This is a genomic window from Pedobacter frigoris, assembly GCF_032678645.1.
In the GTDB taxonomy this organism is placed as follows: domain Bacteria; phylum Bacteroidota; class Bacteroidia; order Sphingobacteriales; family Sphingobacteriaceae; genus Pedobacter; species Pedobacter frigoris_A.
Genome location: NZ_JAVTSP010000003.1, coordinates 110,518 through 132,775, shown reverse-complemented (window position 1 = coordinate 132,775; position 22,258 = coordinate 110,518). Strand labels below are relative to the sequence as shown.

Annotated in this window: 17 protein-coding genes; 1 reads left to right on the top strand and 16 read right to left on the bottom strand. The window is 36.8% G+C overall.

Annotation, left to right across the window (positions count from 1 at the left end):
• Positions 1 to 4: 4 nt before the first annotated feature.
• The 4 genes from R2Q78_RS11140 to surE form a co-directional block, all read right to left on the bottom strand.
• A complete protein-coding gene (locus tag R2Q78_RS11140; RefSeq protein ID WP_316791825.1) occupies positions 5 to 2,269 on the bottom strand; it encodes a GH92 family glycosyl hydrolase in 2,265 nt (754 codons plus the stop codon).
• Between the two features lie 177 nt (positions 2,270 to 2,446).
• A complete protein-coding gene (lpxB, locus tag R2Q78_RS11135; RefSeq protein ID WP_316791824.1) occupies positions 2,447 to 3,562 on the bottom strand; it encodes a lipid-A-disaccharide synthase in 1,116 nt (371 codons plus the stop codon).
• A complete protein-coding gene (locus R2Q78_RS11130) occupies positions 3,559 to 3,816 on the bottom strand; it encodes a stationary phase survival protein SurE (RefSeq protein WP_316791822.1) in 258 nt (85 codons plus the stop codon). The genes lpxB and R2Q78_RS11130 overlap by 4 nt, the downstream gene beginning before the upstream one ends.
• A 19-nt stretch (positions 3,817 to 3,835) precedes the next feature.
• Positions 3,836 to 4,684, bottom strand: a complete 849-nt coding sequence (gene surE, locus R2Q78_RS11125; RefSeq protein WP_316791820.1) for a 5'/3'-nucleotidase SurE — start codon at positions 4,682 to 4,684, stop codon at positions 3,836 to 3,838.
• Positions 4,685 to 4,929: 245 nt separating this feature from the next.
• Between surE and R2Q78_RS11120 the strand changes: the two genes are divergently transcribed.
• The gene (locus R2Q78_RS11120) at positions 4,930 to 7,863 is read left to right on the top strand and encodes a M16 family metallopeptidase (RefSeq protein WP_316791818.1); all 2,934 of its coding nucleotides are present in this window, start codon (positions 4,930 to 4,932) and stop codon (positions 7,861 to 7,863) included.
• Positions 7,864 to 7,937: 74 nt separating this feature from the next.
• Here R2Q78_RS11120 and R2Q78_RS11115 read toward each other — a convergent pair whose 3' ends face one another.
• From R2Q78_RS11115 to asnB, 12 genes are all read right to left on the bottom strand, one after another.
• Positions 7,938 to 8,330 (bottom strand): hypothetical protein, encoded by a 393-nt coding sequence (locus R2Q78_RS11115; protein WP_316791815.1) that lies wholly within the window; start codon positions 8,328 to 8,330, stop codon positions 7,938 to 7,940.
• Positions 8,331 to 8,525: 195 nt separating this feature from the next.
• Complete coding sequence (locus R2Q78_RS11110; RefSeq protein WP_316791813.1) at positions 8,526 to 9,626, bottom strand: PAS domain-containing protein; 1,101 nt, start codon at positions 9,624 to 9,626, stop codon at positions 8,526 to 8,528.
• A 146-nt stretch (positions 9,627 to 9,772) separates the two neighbouring features.
• Positions 9,773 to 11,677 (bottom strand): nucleoside-diphosphate sugar epimerase/dehydratase, encoded by a 1,905-nt coding sequence (locus R2Q78_RS11105; RefSeq protein ID WP_316791812.1) that lies wholly within the window; start codon positions 11,675 to 11,677, stop codon positions 9,773 to 9,775.
• A 27-nt stretch (positions 11,678 to 11,704) separates the two neighbouring features.
• Positions 11,705 to 12,748, bottom strand: a complete 1,044-nt coding sequence (locus tag R2Q78_RS11100; protein ID WP_316791810.1) for a GNAT family N-acetyltransferase — start codon at positions 12,746 to 12,748, stop codon at positions 11,705 to 11,707.
• On the bottom strand, positions 12,745 to 13,254 hold the full coding sequence (locus R2Q78_RS11095; RefSeq protein ID WP_316791808.1) for a GNAT family N-acetyltransferase: 510 nt from the start codon (positions 13,252 to 13,254) through the stop codon (positions 12,745 to 12,747). Before R2Q78_RS11095 ends, R2Q78_RS11100 begins: the two co-directional genes overlap by 4 nt.
• A complete protein-coding gene (locus R2Q78_RS11090) occupies positions 13,251 to 14,201 on the bottom strand; it encodes a hypothetical protein (protein ID WP_316791806.1) in 951 nt (316 codons plus the stop codon). The genes R2Q78_RS11095 and R2Q78_RS11090 overlap by 4 nt, the downstream gene beginning before the upstream one ends.
• Before the next feature lie 29 nt (positions 14,202 to 14,230).
• Positions 14,231 to 15,034 (bottom strand): phytanoyl-CoA dioxygenase family protein, encoded by an 804-nt coding sequence (locus R2Q78_RS11085; RefSeq protein ID WP_316791804.1) that lies wholly within the window; start codon positions 15,032 to 15,034, stop codon positions 14,231 to 14,233.
• Between the two features lie 46 nt (positions 15,035 to 15,080).
• Positions 15,081 to 16,136, bottom strand: coding sequence for a GNAT family N-acetyltransferase (locus tag R2Q78_RS11080; RefSeq protein WP_316791802.1), 1,056 nt, complete (start codon positions 16,134 to 16,136; stop codon positions 15,081 to 15,083).
• 25 nt (positions 16,137 to 16,161) lie between these two features.
• Positions 16,162 to 17,313, bottom strand: coding sequence for a glycosyltransferase family 4 protein (locus R2Q78_RS11075; RefSeq protein WP_316791800.1), 1,152 nt, complete (start codon positions 17,311 to 17,313; stop codon positions 16,162 to 16,164).
• A gap of 113 nt (positions 17,314 to 17,426) precedes the next feature.
• Positions 17,427 to 18,830, bottom strand: a complete 1,404-nt coding sequence (locus R2Q78_RS11070) for a pectate lyase (RefSeq protein WP_316791796.1) — start codon at positions 18,828 to 18,830, stop codon at positions 17,427 to 17,429.
• A gap of 451 nt (positions 18,831 to 19,281) precedes the next feature.
• The gene (locus R2Q78_RS11065; protein WP_316791795.1) at positions 19,282 to 20,376 is read right to left on the bottom strand and encodes an NAD-dependent epimerase; all 1,095 of its coding nucleotides are present in this window, start codon (positions 20,374 to 20,376) and stop codon (positions 19,282 to 19,284) included.
• Between the two features lie 43 nt (positions 20,377 to 20,419).
• A complete protein-coding gene (gene asnB, locus R2Q78_RS11060; protein WP_316791792.1) occupies positions 20,420 to 22,255 on the bottom strand; it encodes an asparagine synthase (glutamine-hydrolyzing) in 1,836 nt (611 codons plus the stop codon).
• Positions 22,256 to 22,258: the final 3 nt, after the last annotated feature.

Here is a 22,258-nt window from a genome sequence, read left to right as displayed (position 1 = left end):
AATGCTATTTGGTTAAAGAAAAAGGTCTGTCTTCAATACCAGTACCTCTTTGTAAATTAGGTTTATTGCTCATTTCAAATTTTAAAACACCACCATTAACGATATCGCTATGAGTGATAAAATTCTTTGTATACAGCTTACCATTTAAGGTTGCTGTACTAATGTAGTAGTTTTCTCTGCTATTGTTGGGTGCCTCTATGATAAACTTTTTGTTGTTTTCCAGCGAAATGGTAATCTTGTTAAACATTGGACTGCCGATCACATATTGGTCAGTTCCCGGACAAACACTATAAAACCCCAATGCGCTCAACACGTACCAAGATGAAGTTTGTCCCTGATCTTCATCGCCTGGATAACCGTTCTCTGTAGCATCGTACAGTTTATACATTACCTCTCTGGCACGATATTGAGATTTCCAGGGCTGACCTGCATAATTATATAAGTAAATCATATGTTGAATGGGTTGATTCCCATGTGCATACTGTCCCATATTTGCCACCACCATTTCTGTCATTTCATGTATAAGTCCTCCATATGTACCAACTTTCACTTTGTTGGGAACGGAAAATACAGAATCCAGTTTAGCAGTAAAGTTTTGCTCTCCCTGCATCAATTCTATCAGACCCTTGGGATCTTGGAATACGGACCATTGATAGTGCCAGGCATTTCCCTCTGTAAAAGGCCCGCCCCATTCTATAGGGTCAAAATTTGGAACCCAACTACCATCTTTCTGCCTCCCCCGCATAAAACGACTTGAGCTATCGTACACATTTTTGTAATTGTACATTTGCTTACCAAAAACATCTTCATAGAAACCGTTATTGGTCATTTTAGCCAGGTTATATCCACAAAAATCATCATAGGCATATTCCAGGGTTTTGGCTGTCGCCTCCCTATATTCGGGATAAGGTACATATCCCAACTGATAATACTCTTTCCAACCATGCCTTCCATTTGCGGGTCCCCATGGTCCTTTATTTGTTGCTTCATGCAGATATGCTTTTAATGCCTCTTGTGGATCAAAGGTTCTGATGCCCTTAACCCAGGCATCTGCGAACAAGGAAATGGCGTGATTACCAATCATACTTCCACCTTCACCAGGAAAAGACCAGGAAGGCAGCCAGCCGCATTGTTCATAGGCTGCCAATAGAGCTTGCATGTAACGGCCATGCATTGTAGGCTGCATAATGGTATTCAGAGGGAACTGCGCACGAAAGGTATCCCAGAAGCCTGTATCAGTAAACATAAAGCCCTGATGAACCTTCCCATCATAAGGACTGAAATAGTAAGGCTTTCCTTCTTTGTTGTATTCAAAAAATTGTCGGGAGAATAAGCTTGCGCGGAAATAACATGAATAAAAAGTTGCTTTATCGGCTTCAGTTCCTCCCTCTACAAGCATTTTACCCAGATGTGCATTCCATATTTTGGCTGCTGCTGACTTCGATTGCTCCAAAGTTTTGTGATTACCAAGTTCAATTTTGAGATTCAATGCTGCTTGTTCCTGACTAATGTATGACGATGCTGTTTTTACCTGAACAATTTCTCCCTTGTTGAATTCAAGGTATGCTCCTTTACCTTTGCCCTCAGCATTCAACTCGTTACTTAAAATACTATTATTGGTATTATCCCACGTACCGTAAGCGATGAATGGTTTATCAAATACGATTTCAAAATAGCTTTTTAAATTATCAGTAAGTCCTCTTCCGTTATGTACATAACCGGTGACTTTTCTTTCCTTAAGATTTATTGATACTCCACTCATGCCCGTGTATCCATCCAACACAAGAAAACTACGTTGGCCTTTAGGGAAGGTAAAACGTAAGTGTGCTCCTCGTTCTGAAGGTGAAATTTCTGTGATCACATTATTATCGAGCTTCACTTTATAATAATGAGGCTTCGCGATCTCATTATTGTGGTCAAAACCAACTTCTCTATCATTTTCGTTGACTGTCAATTTTATCGTTCCGGGCATCAATGAAAAAACGCAATAATCATTTGTCCACGAACTGCATTGATGCGCCTGTTGAAACCCTCTGATTGTTTTTTTGAAATACTGGTATTTCCAGCCATCCCCATTTCTACCAGTTTGTGGTGTCCAGGTATGCATTCCAAAAGGTAAAGCGGTGGTAGGATAAGTATTGCCTCTTGTAAGTTCATGTTTAGAATTAGTTCCCTGTAAAGTATTTACATACTCGACGAGGTCTTTTTCCTGCGCAAGTGCTGTACTCATCAAAAAAGACAGCAAAATTAAGATTAATCTCGGTTTCATTAGTTTGTGGGTTCTTCCTTATTTACCTAAAAATAAGGACTATGTTTATTATAAAACGTTTTAGTATCCCAATAATATGAAATTAAAATAACTTATAAAACAGAAAGGTGACTGTATTTTTAACAATCACCTTTTTCCACCAACATTGGACAATCTTTCTTTATAGTAGTGTAGTGTTCAGTTAGAATCCCCTTTAAGGTAGGATATTATTAAGTCGGCTGTTCGTTCGGAAGCACCTGCAGTACCCATCTTTTCTGATAAGATCTGGTAATCGGCTAGCATTTTAGCTCTGCCCTCACCATCACCGATCTCCTTTAAGTATAAGGTAATATTTTTGGTATTGCAGTCCTCTTGAATTAGTTCTTTCACTACCTCACGATCCATGATCAGATTTACCAGTGAAATAAACCTGATTTTAACCAGCATTCTGGCTATTGCTACTGAAATCTTTCCACCACGATATACAACAACCTGTGGAATATGAAATAGGGCCGTTTCGAGAGTTGCAGTTCCCGAGGCAACAACTGCGACCTTTGCGATGTTTAACAGATTGTAAGTTTGGCCGAAAACCAAAGTAACATCACTTGATTTTATAAATTGCTGATAGTAACTTTCATCGAAACTCGGCGCCGCAGCCACCACAAAATGATAATCCGGAAATGCATTTCTTATGCTGAGCATATCTGGTAACAAGCGTTCAATCTCCTGTTTACGGCTACCGGGAAGCAAAGCAACTACTTCTTTATGCTGCAAATTGTATTTCTCTTTGAATAAAGGATCAGGTTCAAATAATGCAATCTCATCCAATAAAGGATTTCCAACGTAGTCAACATCCATCCCCCACTCCTTATAGAAGTCGACCTCAAATGGTAAAATGCAAAATAAGCGATCTACAATTTTTTTAATCTTCAAAACCCGCTTCTGGTTCCAGGCCCAGACCTTTGGCGAAATATAATAACAAACTTTTATACCATGCTCCTTAGCAAAATCCGCAATCTTAAGATTGAATCCTGGAAAATCGATGAGGATCAATACGTCGGGCCGATAAGCAACTATGTCAGCCTTACAGGCCTTCAGATTCTTCAAGATAGTGGACAGATTAAGTATTACCTCTGTAAAACCCATAAATGCCATTTCCGCATAATGTTTTTTCAGGACACCGCCTTCAGCAAGCATTTTATCGCCACCGTAAAACTGAAAATCAGCACTAAGATCTTTCTTTTTTAATGCTTTCATCAGATTTGCGCCATGTAAATCTCCAGACGCCTCTCCCGCAACAAGATAGTACCTCATAATTGGTTGATTTTATAAAAAAAGAAAATGAAAGCCCATAGAAAAGTGGCACTGATGATACCGCGACCCAGCTGATCTTTATCCTGTTTAAAAAAGTAATGCATAAAAAAGGCATTTACCGCGATACAGCCAATTAATAACAGGTCAGCTTTAGCCAAAAAAGCATACTTATGCATAAAATACCAAACAACTGCTAATAACACTCCTGGAATTAGAATCCCAATTCCCAAACCAATCCAAACAGAATTCTTCATAAAGCAAACTTATTGTTTATTATCCCAAGGAAGAACCACCGGGAGTTATATGTCTGTTGATTTTGGATTCAGACTTCTGTTCCATTCCCTCAACATCAAATGTCCAGGTATTTAAAACTGGAATTGCATGATGTGCCGTTAAATCAAACTGCACTGGAACGACAGATACGAAGCCATTTTCCAATGCCCATACGTCCGTATCCTCACCCTTATCGTAGTTTTGAAAAACACCGGTAAGCCAATAATAAGGTCGTTCATATGGATCTTTACGCTCGTCAAATTCCTCTGCCCATTTTGCATTGGCCTGCCGACATATTTTTATTCCTTTTAATCCACTTCCATTAGGGAAATTAACATTAAGTAAAGTTGCCTGTGGCAGTCCATGTTCCAGAACCTGTAAAGCAATAGATTTAATGAATTTTTTACAATGACTAAAGTCCGCCTGTTGAGAGAAATCATCCAGTGAAAACCCAATAGAAGGAATTCCTTCAATGGCCCCTTCTACAGCCGCGGACATTGTTCCAGAATAAATAACGTTAATGGAGTTATTTAACCCATGATTAATGCCTGAAACGCATAAATCAGGCTTTTTACCTTTAAATATTTTATTTACAGCCAGTTTTACACAGTCGACCGGAGTACCGGAACATTTATACATTTCCACATCAGGGTATAAATCTACGCGATCAAAACGCAAAGGCTTTCCAATAGTGATGGCGTGCCCCATACCCGATTGTGGCCCATCTGGCGCAACAACAACAACATTGCCCAATTCTTTCATTACATCAATCAGGTTTTTAATTCCGGGGGCTGTAATACCATCATCGTTTACAACTAGGATATTTGGTTTTGAACCTTGTTTTTTCATCTTATATTTCTTTAGTGAAGCAACTACCATGACTCCAATACGTGCTACGCCTCGTGCATTTTTTATTCAAAAAAATCAAGAAAATGCGTACTGTGTAATTAAAAAACCATAATAGTTTTCATATCTGTAAAAATACAAGAATTCAGTTAGAATTTTCTCCTTTCCGACTATATTTGGCAGTAACTTATTGAAGTTTAAACTGTCATATATCTATATCACAGCTTAATAAACATAAAAAACTTATAATGAAAAACAAACTTTTACTACTGGCCTGTTTTCTAATTGCAGGATCAGGCTTGATGGCTCAAAACACATATCAGTGGAAAACGGCCACGTCAGCTGGTTACTCCTACAAATATGTGACCAATGACCCAACGAAATCAAGGTTTTATACTTTGAAAAATGGTTTAACAGTAGTTCTTTCGCAAAATGTGAAAGAACCAATTATTGAATTCCGATTAGCCGTTAGAGCTGGAAGCAATACTGATCCTCGAACAGCTACCGGATTGGCTCATTATCTTGAACATCTATTGTTTAAAGGGACTGACAAATTTGGTACCATGGATTTTGCCAAAGAAAAACCATTGCTTGACAAAATAGATGCGCTGTATGAACAATACAATAAAACAACAGACCCAACCAAAAGAAAGGAAATATATGCTGAAATAGACAAGACATCGGGTTTGGCCTCTAATTATTCAATAGCGAATGAATATGATAAAATGATGAAAGCTATTGGAGGACAATCCACCAATGCCCATACATGGTATGAAGAAACAGTTTACAATGAGGATTTCCCATCAAATGCTACGGATAAATTCCTTGCCTTACAAGCTGAACGCTTTAGAAATCCTATATTTCGAATTTTCCATACAGAGCTGGAAGCAGTTTACGAAGAAAAAAATCGTGGCTTAGATGAGGATTCCTGGAAGGTCAATGAAAAATCTTCTGCACTTTTATTTCCAACACATAACTATGGCCAACAGACCACAATAGGAACTATTGAACATCTGAAGAACCCGTCTTTGGTTGAGATAAGAAAATATTACAATAAGTATTATGTTCCCAATAACATGATCATTGCTATGGCAGGAGACTTAAATCCTGATGAAATGATTAAAAAGGTAGATGCATCATTCTCATATATGCAACCTAAACCTGTAGAATTGTACAATCCTGTTCCTGAAAAACCTTTGACGCAAATTCAAAAGGTAGACATTTATGGTCCTAGTGCAGAGAGTGTAAATATAGCCTACAGAGGATATGCAGAAAACAGCAGGCAAAGCATGTTGCTCGACCTCATATCAAGTATCTTAAATAATGGAAAAGCGGGTTTATTTGACATTAATTTAAACAAGCAGCAAAAGGTATTGCGTGCCAGCGCAGGCTATCAGCAAATGAAAGACTATGGGGTTTTTGAAGTGACTGCACAGCCAAAACAGGGGCAGTCATTACAGGAAGCACAGGAATTGCTACTGAATCAGTTAGAGATTCTAAAAAAGGGGGAATTTGATGAAAGCCTGATTAAGGCAACAGTTGCCAATAGTAAATTAGGACTACTGCAAGCTTTCGATAACAATGGCTATCGCGTAGAGAGTATTACAACCGAATTTATATTGAATCGCGGCGCAAAATGGGATAAATCATTAAGTGGTCCCGATGAGATGGCAAAAATCACTAAACAACAGATCGTGAGTTTTGCCAAAGAGTTTTTTATTGATAATTATGTAATCGCCTATAAACACAAGGGGGAAGACAAGAGCATTATTAAGGTCGAAAAACCGACTATCACCCCAATAAATACAAATGCATCTTTAACATCCGATTTCACTAAAGCTCTTCTATCTGCACCTAGCAAGCCTATTGCTCCTAAATTTCTGGACTATAAAAGAGACCTCAATTTTGGCAAATCAGGAATAGCTGATGTGATCACTGTACAAAACACAGAAAATAGTATCTTCCGCCTGTCTTACCGTTTTGATATGGGTTCATGGAATTACAAGTTACAGCCATATGCAGCACAATACCTTGCATTTTTAGGCACAGATAAATATACTGCTGAAGAAATTAGCAAAGAGTTTTACAATATTGCCTGCAATTATAGCTTCAATGTAGGCAATGAGACTACTACAATTAACATCAGTGGGCTGCAGGAAAATTTTGAAAAAGCCGTATCCTTAGTAGAACATATTTTCGCCAATTGCAAACCCAACGAGAAGGCACTTGAAGAACTTAAAAGTCGGATTCTTAAATCAAGAGAGAACAATAAATTAAATAAAAATGCCATCCTTGGCGGGCTGATGGCTTATGCTCAATATGGATCAGATAACCCCGTAAACTTTACTTTAAGTAATGAGGAGATTAAGAATATTACCTCGGAGCAATTATTAGATATTCTGCACCATGTTAACACCTATAAGCATACGGTTACTTATTACGGGCCTAAAACACTGACCGAACTTAGTGCAAGCATAAGCAAATTGCATACATTGCCAAAAGAGTTTAAAATGGCCTCTCCAACAAAAAAATTCAGTTACACCAATACCACAACGAATAATGTATATTTTGCGGACTACGATATGGTTCAATCGGAAATACGCTGGGTAAGAAATGGTGGCATCTACAATCCTGATCTCGCATCAAAAATCACCTTGTTTAATAGTTATTTTGGCGGAGGAATGGGTTCTATTGTCTTTCAGACTATCCGTGAATCTAAAGCTCTTGCCTATTCGACTTTTGCAGTTTATTCTTCACCTGACAGCAAAACTAAAGATTATGCGATGATTGCTTATGTAGGCAGTCAGGCAGACAAAATGAATGATGCGGTCAAAGGAATGAATGAATTGCTAAACGACCTGCCTGAAGCAGATAAATCATTTGACGCATCAAAATACAATGCATTAAATGCCATCGAAACCAGTCGAATCACTAAGGATGATATCATCCAGAGTTATTTTTCAGACAAGAAATTAGGGTTGGATCAAGACTCCAGAATTAAGGAATATAATGGATTAAAACCGCTGACTTTCTCAGACATTAAGGCGTTTCATTTAAGTAATGTTGCAAATAAGCCATATAATTACTGCATAGTAGCTTCAGAGAAAAATGTAAAGCTTGAAGACATGCAAAAATTCGGAACCGTTACGAAATTAACCTTAGAAAACATTTTTGGATATTAAGAAAGCCAATTTTAAATAAAAAAAAGAGGCCTGACGCTTAACTGTCAGGCCTCTTTTTTTTTCGAGATCATTTATTACCATTCTTGTTCGTTAGGTCTCATACGACCAAAATCTTCGCCCTTAGTATTCTGCAAAAGACGTTTATAGTCTTCCAATAAAGTAATGTATTTTTCCATCCAATAATATATCGATTCCTGCGAGATGTGCTGGTGACCTCCTCGCGCACTTAAATCGTTGTCTGCAAGCTTAATTCCTGAATTATAAAACTCTTCTTCAAATTCTTTTGAAAAATCGTAGTTAATTACCTGACCGATGGCACAAATTACATCGAGGTGCAATTTTTTTTGTTGAAACCAATTATACAATGTCCTTCTGTTTACCTTCATCCGCCTTGATAATTCGCTGATGTTAATGTTTTGACGACGAACCGCATGTTCAACTATCTCTCCAGCATTGATTACTTCCATAGTTTTTGCAACTAAAAATTAATACACTATTGATAAAAAAAATGTTAAACGCTAGGGACGTTCTTTTAGATATTAATTACAATCAGGAAAGAGCTAACACATTAGGTAGATGCGGAACCTTTAGTAAAACTAATTATTAAAAGAAAACAATCAAACCTACTGATGCTCAAAAATTTGCTGTACGTGCTCAGAAGTTTAAATAGAATAAACAATTAGTCCGCCCAAATCTCCCGCCTCAGTATACCATTGTTTGATAATACACTTAAGCACCCGATTGTCCGCAACGCCATGAATATAGTATTCACCGCCACAATGGGCAATACCTCCACTGAGATATTTGCCCCTAACCTTTTCCAAATCTTCCGTAGTACCCGGAAAGAAATCAAAAATACTGTGTCCAATTAATTCAACATTTGTAAATCTAAAATCGAAAGCCCATTGCTTTGAGAAAACTAAATAATTCATTTGCTTGTCCAGCATTGCGACAGCCAATGGAAATTGAGTAATCAGAATTTTGTTCTTTTCATTAATATCCTTTGCAAAATCAGAATCAAATTTCTCGACAGTACGGTCATTAATATACCGTTTAAAGCAAGCACCAAAATTAGCCGGGTTAGAAAATCCAAGCATCATAGAAATCTGTTTCTTGCTACATCCAGTTTTCTCGATGTATTGCTCAGCAAATTCCATTTGTAGTTTGCGATAATATAAATAAGGACTTGTATGAAAAGTATGTTTAAAATCACGCATCAATTTTGACACGGATATGAAGTGCAAATCAGCTAACTGTTCAATAGATGGGAAATCCGATAAAATTTGAGATTTCAGATATCCTGCGACCTCATAAATTTTATTATTCTGAATGATCATATTCTGAACATTCTTGGATTCACCATTCAAATATGGAATTCTCAACTCTGTATCCTGATTCTGTGATGTGAATTGCTTAAAATTTGTGATATGGGCAAAAAAACCAACTACTTCACCATCTTCTATATCTGGATAATAGGTGGCAATAATGCTATAACGCTCGCCAGATTGCAGGTAAATTTCTGATTCATAGTTTTGTGAATGACCATTTAAAACACTTTTTATATATGGATAATGCAGGTCATAGGCTATGCCTAACAGCGTTTTTAGGTCTGTTTTCCCTATTAGTTCTTCAGAAGGCTTATCGATTAGTTTGAAGAATTCTTTATTTGCAAATCTGCAAATTAAATCCTTATCCCAATAAGACAGCAAGTTAACCTTATCGGTTTCTAGTACACTTGAAAACATATTAAATCTGGATGCCATTTTCAAAAAGTTATACTATCCATGCAATATTTGAGATTTACATTTCAACAATATAACTAAAAATATTAAAAATCAAGTACGGATTAAAGTACAACATACAATTGCAATAAAATTTATGTAAAACTTAAGCCAATTAACCCAGAGTGTCAACATACGACATCTAATTCATTATAATGAGAATTATTGCTTACATAATCTGGAATAATCTCCTTCATTTTCTTAACTATGGCCCTTTCGTCGCTTACGCAATTGATGGCCAACAATTCTTCTATCAACCGATGTACATATACATAGGGATAGTATATGACCTTAGATATTTTAATTTTCTCATTATAAGTTGGTACCACAAGTTCTGTTTGGTTTAATAACTCTTCATAAAGTTTTTCTCCTGGTCTTAAACCTGTAAATGCAATCTTGATATCCGTGTGAGGCGTAAAACCAGCCAACTTGATCATGTTTAAGGCAAGATCGACTATCTTTACAGGCTCTCCCATATCGAAAATAAATATTTCTCCACCCTTACCCATAGTAGACGCTTCCAGTACCAACTGTACAGACTCGGGTATCGTCATAAAGTATCGGGTGATCTCAGGATGTGTTACCGTTACCGGGCCACCACTTTCTATTTGAGATTTAAATCTGGGTACAACCGAACCATTGGAACCTAGGACATTACCGAATCGAGTTGTAATGAACCTTGTATGATTTACAAGATCTGTCTGATAATTGTGCAGTGCCTGAATATACATTTCTGCAATTCTTTTAGAAGCCCCCATGACATTGGTAGGCCTCACAGCCTTATCTGTTGATATCATCACAAATTTTTCCACACCAAAATCAATAGAAAGATCTGCAAGATGCTTTGTCCCAAGCACATTTGTAAAAATTGCCTCAGAAGGATTATTTTCCATCATGGGTACATGCTTGAGCGCCGCAGCATGAAAAACAACCTGAGGTCTATAGGTTTCAAAAAGGCTCTTTAAACGATCATAATTTCTAATATTAGCCATGAATACTTTACATTGAACAGCAGCAAAATGATCTTCGACTTCTAATTGCATTTCATGTAATGGGCTTTCTGCCTGGTCACATAAAACGACTAACTCAGGGTTACATTTTAGCACTTGCCTTACAATCTCAGAACCTATAGAACCAGCAGCTCCCGTCACCAATATTCTTTTGCCTCTGAGTTCATTGAGAATATTTTCTGAATCAAGCAATATAGGATCTCGCTGTAGCAGATCTTCTATTTTAAGATCCGGAAGCTGGCTCAATCTCAATTTACCTTTTAGCCAATGATTAGAAGCTGGAACAGAAATTACACGGATTCCACATTCCAAACATTTCTCTATTGCTTTTTTTCTACCCTCAATATCTGTACAATCTTCCATTACAATCATTTTTTCAACGGCACACTTTGACTTGAGCAACGGAATTGATGATGAATGGTATACCTTTTTCTGTTCGATATGCTTATTAATCCGATCACGGTTATCATCGATAAAGCCTAGAATATTGAAGTTTCTCTCGGGAGATGAATCCAATCCCTGCTTTATAAGCAAAGACGCTGCATCTGCACCATATATCAACAACACTTCCTTCTTGCTATTTTGAAGTTCCTCTAATTGATGAAACAATAATTTCACTCCAATCCTCAGAACAATTAGTATAGTTGCAGAAATAAAAAAGTTAATAACCAGCATAGCAGCGAACCAACGCCAACCAAGTCCCAAATAAGAACTGGCACCAAAAAACGTAACCATACCGAATAAAGCATCAGCAAGCAGCACAGCTTTAAACACCCTGAAAACATCCTCGATATTCGAATACCTGATTATTCCTGTATGAATGCGCATTGCAATGAATACCGCCACGGTAACCAGATTGTATGCAAATAGATATAGCAACAGATCACTGTTAAACAACCAATCATATTTAGCATTATTGATAATCATTAGGGACATAACAAGAGCAAAAGTCACTATTAACTGATCAATTAATAGGATGAGCCACCTTGAATAGACTTTTTTACAAAAAAGAATCTGTTTCATAACATCGGCAATTAAAAAAAAGGGGGTTTATACTTTTTGAGGCTGACTACGGTATAAAGGAAAGAAATCAATACTTGATTCCTTATCAATTCCGGTTTCGGATAAAATAGCGTTGTATTTATCCCGACTAACAATAAAGCGCCAGCTTTGATAATTAAATGTTAAATCAGAAAAACTCCTTTTCCAATCATATAGAGAATCTTCTTTAAAGCCCAATCCCCCGCCAAGATTGTAATATTTCATTCCCAGTTCACGTCCTAGAAGGGTAATCTCATCAATCAGAAGTTTAGCAGGAGAATCTGAAAGATATTCCTTCCGGGTGCCCAGCAAATGTGCCTGTATAATTTGATTAGTTAATACAATAATCGCCCCGCAAATCGGGTACCCAGTATCGTCATATACAAATAACAACCTCGCATCATACTCATCAGATTTAAGCAATTGGGTAAAATACTCTTCATTAAACATATAATAATCTGATGCGCCGAGGCGTATCATATTTGAGGTATAAATAGATAAAAAAGTTTGAATATCTTCTGAAGCCGCTGCCTCTTTGACATAATAGCCCCGCTTTCTCAATTGTTTGATTTTTCTATGCGCCCTTTCCTGATATTGCTTTCTCTGTTCATCAAGAGAAATAGTAAGATCTAAAGCAACCACTTTTCCATTTTCTACCACACCTTCAAAATGTTCCATTAGTGGTTCCTGATTAAAGAAGGGGTGTAATCTTGAGAAAACAGATACAATTCCTTCTTCTTGAAAAAACTCAAGCAAGGCATTCTTGAAATCTAAGATAAACTCTAAACTCAGCGCAGCAAATTCCCGGCTGGATATAGGCCCACTATATCCATATACTGAACTCATATCAAAGAAATCAGAGCAGGGAATTCGTCGTTTTAACAATGGGAAAGCAATAAAATCTGATCCTTTCTCGTACACAAATAACAATGCATCTCCTTCTGCAGAATGTAAGACATGATAGGTCCAGGTATGGTAAAAATCAAAGTTTACCGACCTTTTAACATATCCCATCCATCTGTCCTTTTGAGTTAAAGTAATTACATGTTTCATACTAAATGATTTGAGTGGTTATTTAAATAATTTTCCCTTGTGACACGCATTACGTTGCGCTGATTTTCGATCTTTACTTCTACAAATCCATGCTTTCTATAAATGGCTATAGCCGCAAGATTTTCTTTATCTACCTGAAGAATTACATTTTCTAAACCCAATTCGAGAAAGGCAAAATCCATCATCAATCGCGTCGCCTCTTTACCTATTCCCTTACCCCAATATTCAGATTCACCTATAAAAAGATGAAACTCTGCACTTTTCCTTGTAATTTTTAGTAGCTGAACATTACCAATGTACTTTCCAGTTTCGACTAAACAAATAGCAAAACGTTTTTGATCCGTTTTTTTTAGCACATCAGTAATCCACTTCTGTTCAATATCTTTTGTAATCGGCACATCAGGCACAAAACCGGTAAATTTCCAGATTTCGGGATTATTACGCCAATGACAGGATACGTTTGCATCCTCCAATACAAGTGGCCGTAGAAATACAGTTGAACTCATAACAATTGCTTTAAGACATTAAGGATTCGTTTCATATCTGCATGCGTATACCGATGATCTATTGGAAGTGCAAGCAAATGTGTAGTAAGATAATTTTCGTACATCTTTTTTGTCGTCCATTCTAATACATTAGGCCAATAAGTAGCTACATAAATTCTCTTCTCCAACAATTTCTTTCTAACCTGAGTAGATGAGATTAATAATGGATAAGCCATAGGCCCATTTACAGATGATGCATCAAATGCGTGATCATTATAATTCACCAAAAAATCATGGAGATACATAAAATTCGAATTCCTTCGATACTTACACTCTTTGTAGTCAATCCCAGATAAAATCCGATGGGAAAGTGCAGACATTTTCTTAATAGGATTATTCGAAAGCACAATATTGTTTTCAATATAGTCTTGATAACCATTTTCAATCCCCACATCTATATTTTTAATAAGATGAGAAAAACGATCGCAGGACAAATCTCTTTCCAACTTTAGCCTTACCAAACTATCTGTATTGAGATAGGCACCATCAGGGACACCAAAGAACTTCCTGCATGAGTAAAATGTGTCGAGTCCATCAACAGGCTCCGAAAAAAAGGCCTGAGAGTTATCCACTATCAAATTTTTGAACTGTTTACTTAGCCGCAAAATAGTATCTTGTTTGAGCCCAAAATAATTGGTATACAAAAAGCATTCTGTTGGCCCAACTTCAAAATCAAGCACAGGATCCATTTTTTCGTTAATCGTATAAAACTGATATTGAATCCCAAGTTTTCTCAAGGGTTCTAATAAAACCTCGCAGGTAAAATAAGGCAGGTAGATCGACGTATAACGTTTGACCTTTAAAATATATTCAAATGCGTTACGGCCGGTATTTAACTTTAATAATAAAGGATAATAATCCTGACCTTTTTCCAATTGCAATTCCAGGTAACCTCCTAGTGGCTTCATTTTACTTGAGTAATTTTGTTTCATGTCTATTATCCTTGTCCAGGTTGATACATTCTTCTTTCAACAGGCTGATAATATTCCTCCAGGTCAGCAGGAACCCTTGAATTGTAACCAAGAACTTGTCTTAAATCTTTACTTAAGCCCTCTCCGAACTCATAGCCCAACATTCGAGGGTAATCCAATTGCTGCTTAAAAAATGGCCGGGTAAAAGCCATTGTAAGTGTTCTTCTCGGAAAATCTGTATTATTTTTACCCGCAGCATGCCATAGATTGGCATCAAACAAAACAACACTCCCCTTTTTGGCTAATAGACGATCCGCATGTTCATAAAAATAAGTATTGTCAGGTTTTACATCTCTTAAGTGGGATCTAGAGAGCATATGTGTAGCACCGTTATCTAAAGTGAAATCATCCAGAAGAACCATCATCTGAACCATTAATTTTAAATCTCCCGTAAAACTTCTAATGTCTCTATGAACATTCTGAACGTAGGGCTGGGCATTTTTAACATTAATTACCGCTCCCATTGAATTGAGAATATAGTTTCCTCCTAAGAAACGCTTCATTTGTTCATCGCAACATTGCTGTTCCAGAAATCTAAGTGAAAAATTCTCAGATTCTACAAGATGGTGGAGTGTTCCGTCCATGCTTGCTGAGATTCCATTCGCAACCTGAATCTGTCTTCTAAGACTGTACGCCGGCGCCAAATCATCATTAATTTGGTCAATAATATCGACGGGCAGCGCATTTTCATAAACTATCCAACCGTAATCATTGATCGTTTGGTCAAACAAAACCAAATCTGATTTAGAGTAATCAAATTTATTTTCCATCACTTAATTAATTTATTAAGAATATTAAAATTTGCTTAGGGCTAAGCTATACGGCTTTGACAGCTTCCTTAGCTTTGTTTCTTCGATAAGCGGGGAAGAAACTTGAAGTAGAATCAACGACGCCTTCAACTTGAAAAGCAAGTTCGTTGTACACCTGTGGATTATTTACATAACACCAAATACTGTCTTTTTTTCTCAGATCCGAAAAGTAGCTTTTAAACTTGAATAAACTGTCCTCTTTCCCTCCGACTCCACCTCCTAGATGAAAAAAAGCAGACTTGTTTACCCTGCCGACAATGCTAATCTCATCAGTAAGCAGTTTACTTGGAGATTCTCCCAAATATTCAATTGCAGTTGCAGAGAGATGGTTCCTTACGATATGCTGTGATAGGAAAATGATTGCACCGGATGTAATCTCATCGCCTTTATAAATAAGAATCAATTTTGCAGAAAACTCTGTAGAACTAAGCAACCCTTCGAAATACTCTTCAGTGAAATAATAATTAGAAGAAGCATTTAACCTATCCATATTCTCATTGTACATGTCGGTAAATACTCTTATTTCTTCTTTATTGGAGGCTTCCTTAATCAAATAGCCTGCATTCCTCAACTGTCTGATCTGACGTGCCAATCGAGGGTGATAATTTGCGATTTGCTCACCTACAGATCGATTGAGATCCATATAAATTGTATTTCCGTTATCCCGTACACCTCCGATATAGTCTAAAAGGACATTTTGATTGAGGAAAGGATGTAAACGGGAAAAGACACATATACATTTCTCTTCATTCATAAAGTCAATAAATTCTGACTTAAAATGCGCAATAGTTGATGCATCAAGCTGTGAAAAATCTACGTTGGAAACAGGCCCGGTATAACCATAAACAGAAGTTAAATCAAAATAGCTTGTATTTGGAACACATCTTTTGATCAACGGCAATGCTATAAAAACATGTGCCATTTCAAAGACAAAAAGCAGTGGTTCTCCCTCGGTATTTAAAGAATGGTAATGCCAGGTATGGTAGGCTTCGTATATAAGCGCTCTTTCGATGTAACGAATCCACTCTATTTTATTCCTTACTATGTGACTACAATAAGACATATATTTTTCGTTAAGTTGAGCTATACTATATGTTACCTTCCAGTATCTGGACCATCTGCCTGTTTACTTTATTCACATCGAATTTTTCTTCAGCGTATTTTCTGCCATTTACACCAAATCGGATGATATCGTCAAGGTGCCTGACATAATATTCCATTTTGGCGGCTAATTCATTCACATTTTTAACTGGAACCAAAAAGCCGTTGATGGCCTTTATCGACGGGTTAATAGTCTCTTTGCAGCCAACTGAATTACTGGTTATTACCGCCCTGCCCATTGCCATTCCCTCTAAAATGCACCTTGGCACGCCCTCGCCATAATAAGAAGGCAATACTACAATCGATGAATCCGTAATGTGAGGTCTAACATCCTGAACTAACCCCAAATACTCTATAGTTCCATCTGATTTTATTTTAGAATACAATTCATCATTGATAGCATCAATATTGTCATCGTAAGGGCCTATTAATCTAAACCTAACTTCTGGAAATTTCTGCTTTAACAACTTTGCGGACTCATAATACTCTTTAATACCCTTAGCATTAATCAAACGGGCAATCATTAAAAAGCTAATCACCTTCAGATCAGGCTTAGAATAATCATAATGGGAAAGATCAACTCCAGATCCATTTACGACATAGGCCTTATTTTTAGTTGTAAGGATTTTTGCTGAAACTAGTGTATGGTAATCGTCTTTATTCTGAAAAATCACCCTCAAATTACTACTGGCTTTCAAACTAAACTTCAGAAGTATCCTTGTTATTTTCTGAACTGCAGTCCTCTTTTTATCAAGATCTAAAAAGTTATATCCCAAACCGGTCAGCATTGGTGTAATGCATTTTATACCACAAAGTTTTGCGACTATAACACCGTAGATTACAGGTTTAAAAGTATATGGAAAAAATATGTCGGGCTGGAGTTTCGATAGTAAACTCCGAAGATGCGAAATGTATTTTAAATCTGATAAAATAGACACATTACTGGGTTTGAGTTCATTTTCATAAACAGTAACACCCATTTCATCTAATTTATGCCTTATCCTTGACTGATCTATTTTCGGAGTATAAATACTCACATCATAATTTACAATTAACTCTTCAATTAATTTACCCCGGAAGTCAAGTAGTGAACGCGGGGAGTCACAGGAGATCAGGATCTTCTTTCTGTTAATTTCCATCAGTATGAAATTCTTAGTTACGAATTTGGAAAGACCAGCCTGGTCTATATGAGGCCAGACTGGTCAGCAACTTTAATACTGAAGCTCAGAAAGTCAATCCTGCAAAAAGCTTATTATATGCTCAGTGTAGCACCCGCACCTGCTGAAATAACAGCTGGCACATTAGCTGCAGGAATTAGCACAGATTTGTACTCGTAAGATGGTACCCAATCTGATGCTGAAGTTGATATTCTGTTTGCTCCAGAACCTTTGTAAATATTTGTATTTGCCCCACTAACGTAGCCGGGCTTAGCATTATACTCCGTGTAAATAGGAACTGCTTGGTTTTCAAAGTAGTTATTATCGGTACGAACCGTCGCTCCCATTGTTACTCCAATTCCATAACCACTTCCATTAGATAAGTAGTTATTAAAGCAATGCATGTAACCAAATCTGGTACTTGGCTGACGTTCTGAAACATTGTAAAAATAATTATTGTAAACAGTAGTACGAAGGTGGCCAGTATCATCGGTATTTTGATCGCCAAAACCGATTAACATTGGAATGTGACTATCATGCAACCTATTCCATGACAAAGAAACATAATCCGCCCTTTTTCCAACATCTAACAACCCGTCATAATAATCCCAACCATGGTTTCTGTCAGAAGAAAGATCACAGTGGTCAACCCAAATATGATGTGCTCCTTCTTTTATAATGATGTTAGAATAAGTAACTACATTTTTAATGGTCATATTCTGAATAATGATATTACTTGTACCATAAATCATCAGACCAACACCCTCCACACTCGAACCACTAAGCCCTAATATCGTTTTATTAGATTTTACATTGATAAAGCCAGTACCGGTAATTTTTCCTGATACTTTTATAATCAGTGGAGAATTTGATTCAGTGGCCGATTTCAGTTGCGCAAGTGTCGTAGCAATTATAGTATTGCCACCCAGACCACCTGTTGTAGTACCACCTACAGAGGCATAACCTATAATTGCAGAACTGGAAGAAGCCGGTGGAACCACCGGTACAACAGGCTCAACAACTTGTGGAGGTTTTACAACGCTGGAAGTACCGTCTATAGTATAAGTATAGGTTCTTCCATTTGTTCTTGGATCACTGTTATCCGACGTTGAAAAATATAAACTGCCAGACCAATGGCTGAATCGACCTTTACCTATAGTTCTTATATCCGAATGCAGCGAATGGGCAGGACCAATTTCTACTCCATTTTCAAATATTTTAAGAGTTGATACTGTAGGCTGTGACTGGGTATCACTTGTAGTCCCCAAATCAGCATAGACCTTATAGGAAAATCCTTCATCTTTTACTGCTTTAGTTACTGAGAGAGTACGCGATGATCCTGACGTACTGACTGCACTAATCTCGGATTCAATTGTATTGGAAGAGCTGTCAATTTTTGCCACATCCGAATCTTTTTTACATTTACTAAAAGTTAATAAAACCAGAAGTAACAGAAGGCTCATGGGCAAGTGATTTTTTAATTTGTTTTTTCTTTCCATATTATTTTTTTAAAGTATACAATGGTAACGCTTAAAAAGCAAGCATTATACACTCTAAAAATTATGGAAACATACTGATTTTCAGTAAAGAACCAACACAAAACCAGACAAACTACGATTAGCTGATCTGAACTATTTAATCATTTATGTCTAGTATTTTTTCAACATTAACAATAATTTACAAAACATTAATCAAAGAAAATAAGGATGATCTTCATGAAACAAATAAGAAAAAAATTTTCAGTGATAAATTTCAACGGAAAATATAAAAAAGCTACAGTTTTATTTAAAAATTAAAAATAAAGGCTCAAAAATGATGTTACAACATTCATATTTTTGTAATTTTTACGTCATAAACATTAGATTACTTATGACAATTGGTAAAATTATCGTGGCTTTATTCTTAAATATCAGTATTTTTTAGTATTGTTTTTATAAGGAATTTACTGTTTCAGGAGGCAAGAACCGATTCCTTCATTTTATCTAGAATTTCTGAACCTGTATAAAAATTCTTGTACCAGGAAACAAAATTTCTCACCCCTTCTTCTACTGAAACTTTAGGATCGTAATTCATAAGCTGTCTCATATCTGATATATCAGCCCATGTCTCGGTCACATCTCCACTCTGAAGCGGCAAGTAATGTTTCTGAGCTATACTAGCTGTATTTTTTTCAATTTCTGTGATAAAATCCATAAGCCCAACGGACTGTCCTCTGCCTATATTAAAAATGCGATATGGCGCATTCGATGTTGCAGGCCTTGGTTTGAGCGCATTCCACTTTGAATCACGTTTAGCTGGAGAATCTATAACCCTAACAATTCCGTCGACGATATCATCAATATATGTAAAATCACGCTTCATCTTACCTTCGTTAAATACCTCAATTGGCTTATTTTCCAAAATGCCCTTAGTAAAAATAAATAAAGCCATATCTGGCCGACCCCATGGGCCATAAACTGTAAAAAAACGCAGTCCTGTAGTAGGCAGACCAAATAGATGACTGTATGCATGCGCCATTAATTCATTGCTTTTTTTAGATGCAGCATAAAGCGAAACAGGGTGGTCCACATGATGATCAGTTGAGAACGGCATGTGTTCGTTTAATCCATATACACTTGATGAACTTGCATATACTAAATGTTTAATATTATGCACCCTGCAACATTCCAGAATGTTAAGAAAGCCTATAATATTGGAATCGAGATAAGCTTTAGGATTCGTCAGACTATATCTAACACCAGCTTGTGCTGCGAGATTACAAACTGCATCAAAATGACAATTTTTAAACACCTTTTTTAACTTACCGTGATCAGTTATATCAAGCTTGATAAATTTATAATTGGCATACCTGGTACTCTGTACAACTTCCCCATAATGAATACAATCCTCAGAAATACCTGTTTCAGCAAGCCTTCGATACTTCAAATTAACATCATAATAGTCATTTATACAATCGACGCCTATCACTTCATCTCCTCTTTCAAGCAGATATTTTGCCAAATGAAAACCAATAAAACCGGCTGTACCAGTAACCAATACTTTCATAATATATAAGTTTAAAGTGTTAAATCAGATAAGAAAGACGAGGCTATAAATTCTTATACCAAACTTCAAGGCCAAAAATGCAAAACAGTATCTTGGCTCTTTTTTCTGCAGATATTCTGACCTTATTCGCTATCAGGTCTTCAATAAATTTCCTCTTGATTATGCCCGGATATAAAGCGTCAGAAGCAAGAAGATAGACATCCATAATTTCTTTAAGCTCGCCGTCTACCCATTTGCTCAAAGGAATTTCAAATCCTCTTTTAGGCTGAGTGATCAATTCTCCAGGCAGGTATTTTTTCGCGAGATCTCTCAAAATTGCCTTAGTTCGTATGCCTTTTATTTTGAAATCATCAGCAAGTCCTGGTGCAAATTCCAATACTTCTTTAGAAAGAAATGGGCTACGTCCCTCAAGTGAATGAGCCATAGTAGCAATGTCCATTTTTGGAAGTAATCGTCCGAATAGCATAGATTCAAAGTCCATCAGCAGCATCTTCTTCAAAGATGAAATAGGATAAGAGTTAAGCCTATTGATATCTTCTGTAATACCTTTCATTAAAGGCTTCACCAAAAACTGATCTTCATAACCAACAAATAGATCTGATGAAGCTGAACAGTACATCTTAACAATATCTGAATAGCCTGCAAACTTCAGCAGCCGGTATATGTATGTGTAATTACTTTGCTTTTTATGGGCTACCGGCAAAATTCCCGTGAGTATTTTTGAGCCGATTTTTGTAAAGTGCCCTGTATTAAAAAAATCGATACTTTTAAAAGGCACATATCGTCTGTAACCGCCAAAAAGTTCGTCAGCACCATCCCCATTTAATACAACTGTAATGTGCTTCTTTGCTTCTTTTGCTACATAATAACTTGGAATCGCAGAATTGTCTGAGTTTGGCTCTCCATGATTAATAAGTATTTTCTCTACATCATCTTTAAGATTTGAAAAATTTATCTCGACGACTGTATGATCTGTATTGTATTTATCTGCTACTTTCTGTGCCAATGCAGATTCATCAAAAGCACCTTCCATTTTTACGGTAAATGTTTTAAGCTTCGGAGAGGACTGTGCTCCCATTGCTGTTACTAATCCACTATCAATACCCCCGCTTAAAAAAGATCCTACGTCCAGATCGCTACTATCAATTCTGCGCTTCACCGACGTTAGCAATAGTTCATCCAGACATGCAATTGAGTCTTCATATCCCAGTTCTTTTTCTGCCATATAATGATCTTCCATTCTAAACCAGGTGGTTTTTTCAACTACCCCCGTAAGTGTGTCAATTTTCAAAAAATGGCCATTCTCCAGCTCCTCAACAAACAAATAGGGAGTAGATTTACGGTAGTGGTGGCCCAGATACAAATAGTCGGAAAGCGAAGCATAATCTACTTCTGGACGAACCACTTGGTATAATGTATTGAGTTCCGAAGAAAACACATAAGATCCTCCTTTGCCATAAATATACAAAGGCTTTTTACCGGCTCTGTCCCTTGCAAGATATACTCTCCTGTTGTGTGTATCATAAATTGCAAAAGCAAACATTCCGTCAAACTCATTGAGCATCTTCATGCCCATTAATTCAAACATCATCAAAATAGTTAATGTGTCCGACTTAGAGCTTGCTTTTAGCCCATACTTGATACGCAGATCCATATGGTTGTAAATCTCGCCATTGAATACAATAACCAATCCGTTATATTCCATCGGCTGCTGTCCGGAAATACTCAAATCCTGAATAGCTAGCCTCGTATGATAAAGTTTTACATTACTTATATTTATTTGTCCTTGCTGATCTGGCCCACGATGCCACAAACCTTCAAAAATGCGTTCATCAGGTAACGTTACATTATAATTAATTGCTCCAAATATTCCACACATAGT

Excerpts from the sequence above, each read along its gene's own strand:
- R2Q78_RS11105 (WP_316791812.1), bottom strand. The coding sequence starts at position 11,677 with ATGAAACAGATTCTTTTTTGTAAAAAAGTCTATTCAAGGTGGCTCATC.
- R2Q78_RS11120 (WP_316791818.1), top strand. The coding sequence starts at position 4,930 with ATGAAAAACAAACTTTTACTACTGGCCTGTTTTCTAATTGCAGGATCA.
- lpxB (WP_316791824.1), bottom strand. The coding sequence starts at position 3,562 with ATGAGGTACTATCTTGTTGCGGGAGAGGCGTCTGGAGATTTACATGGC.
- R2Q78_RS11115 (WP_316791815.1), bottom strand. The coding sequence starts at position 8,330 with ATGGAAGTAATCAATGCTGGAGAGATAGTTGAACATGCGGTTCGTCGT.
- R2Q78_RS11065 (WP_316791795.1), bottom strand. The coding sequence starts at position 20,376 with ATGAAAGTATTGGTTACTGGTACAGCCGGTTTTATTGGTTTTCATTTG.
- R2Q78_RS11085 (WP_316791804.1), bottom strand. The coding sequence starts at position 15,034 with ATGGAAAATAAATTTGATTACTCTAAATCAGATTTGGTTTTGTTTGAC.
- R2Q78_RS11095 (WP_316791808.1), bottom strand. The coding sequence starts at position 13,254 with ATGAGTTCAACTGTATTTCTACGGCCACTTGTATTGGAGGATGCAAAC.
- surE (WP_316791820.1), bottom strand. The coding sequence starts at position 4,684 with ATGAAAAAACAAGGTTCAAAACCAAATATCCTAGTTGTAAACGATGAT.
- R2Q78_RS11130 (WP_316791822.1), bottom strand. The coding sequence starts at position 3,816 with ATGAAGAATTCTGTTTGGATTGGTTTGGGAATTGGGATTCTAATTCCA.
- R2Q78_RS11100 (WP_316791810.1), bottom strand. The coding sequence starts at position 12,748 with ATGAAACATGTAATTACTTTAACTCAAAAGGACAGATGGATGGGATAT.
- R2Q78_RS11070 (WP_316791796.1), bottom strand. The coding sequence starts at position 18,830 with ATGGAAAGAAAAAACAAATTAAAAAATCACTTGCCCATGAGCCTTCTG.
- R2Q78_RS11140 (WP_316791825.1), bottom strand. The coding sequence starts at position 2,269 with ATGAAACCGAGATTAATCTTAATTTTGCTGTCTTTTTTGATGAGTACA.
- R2Q78_RS11080 (WP_316791802.1), bottom strand. The coding sequence starts at position 16,136 with ATGTCTTATTGTAGTCACATAGTAAGGAATAAAATAGAGTGGATTCGT.
- R2Q78_RS11075 (WP_316791800.1), bottom strand. The coding sequence starts at position 17,313 with ATGGAAATTAACAGAAAGAAGATCCTGATCTCCTGTGACTCCCCGCGT.
- asnB (WP_316791792.1), bottom strand. The coding sequence starts at position 22,255 with ATGTGTGGAATATTTGGAGCAATTAATTATAATGTAACGTTACCTGAT.
- R2Q78_RS11090 (WP_316791806.1), bottom strand. The coding sequence starts at position 14,201 with ATGAAGCCACTAGGAGGTTACCTGGAATTGCAATTGGAAAAAGGTCAG.
- R2Q78_RS11110 (WP_316791813.1), bottom strand. The coding sequence starts at position 9,626 with ATGGCATCCAGATTTAATATGTTTTCAAGTGTACTAGAAACCGATAAG.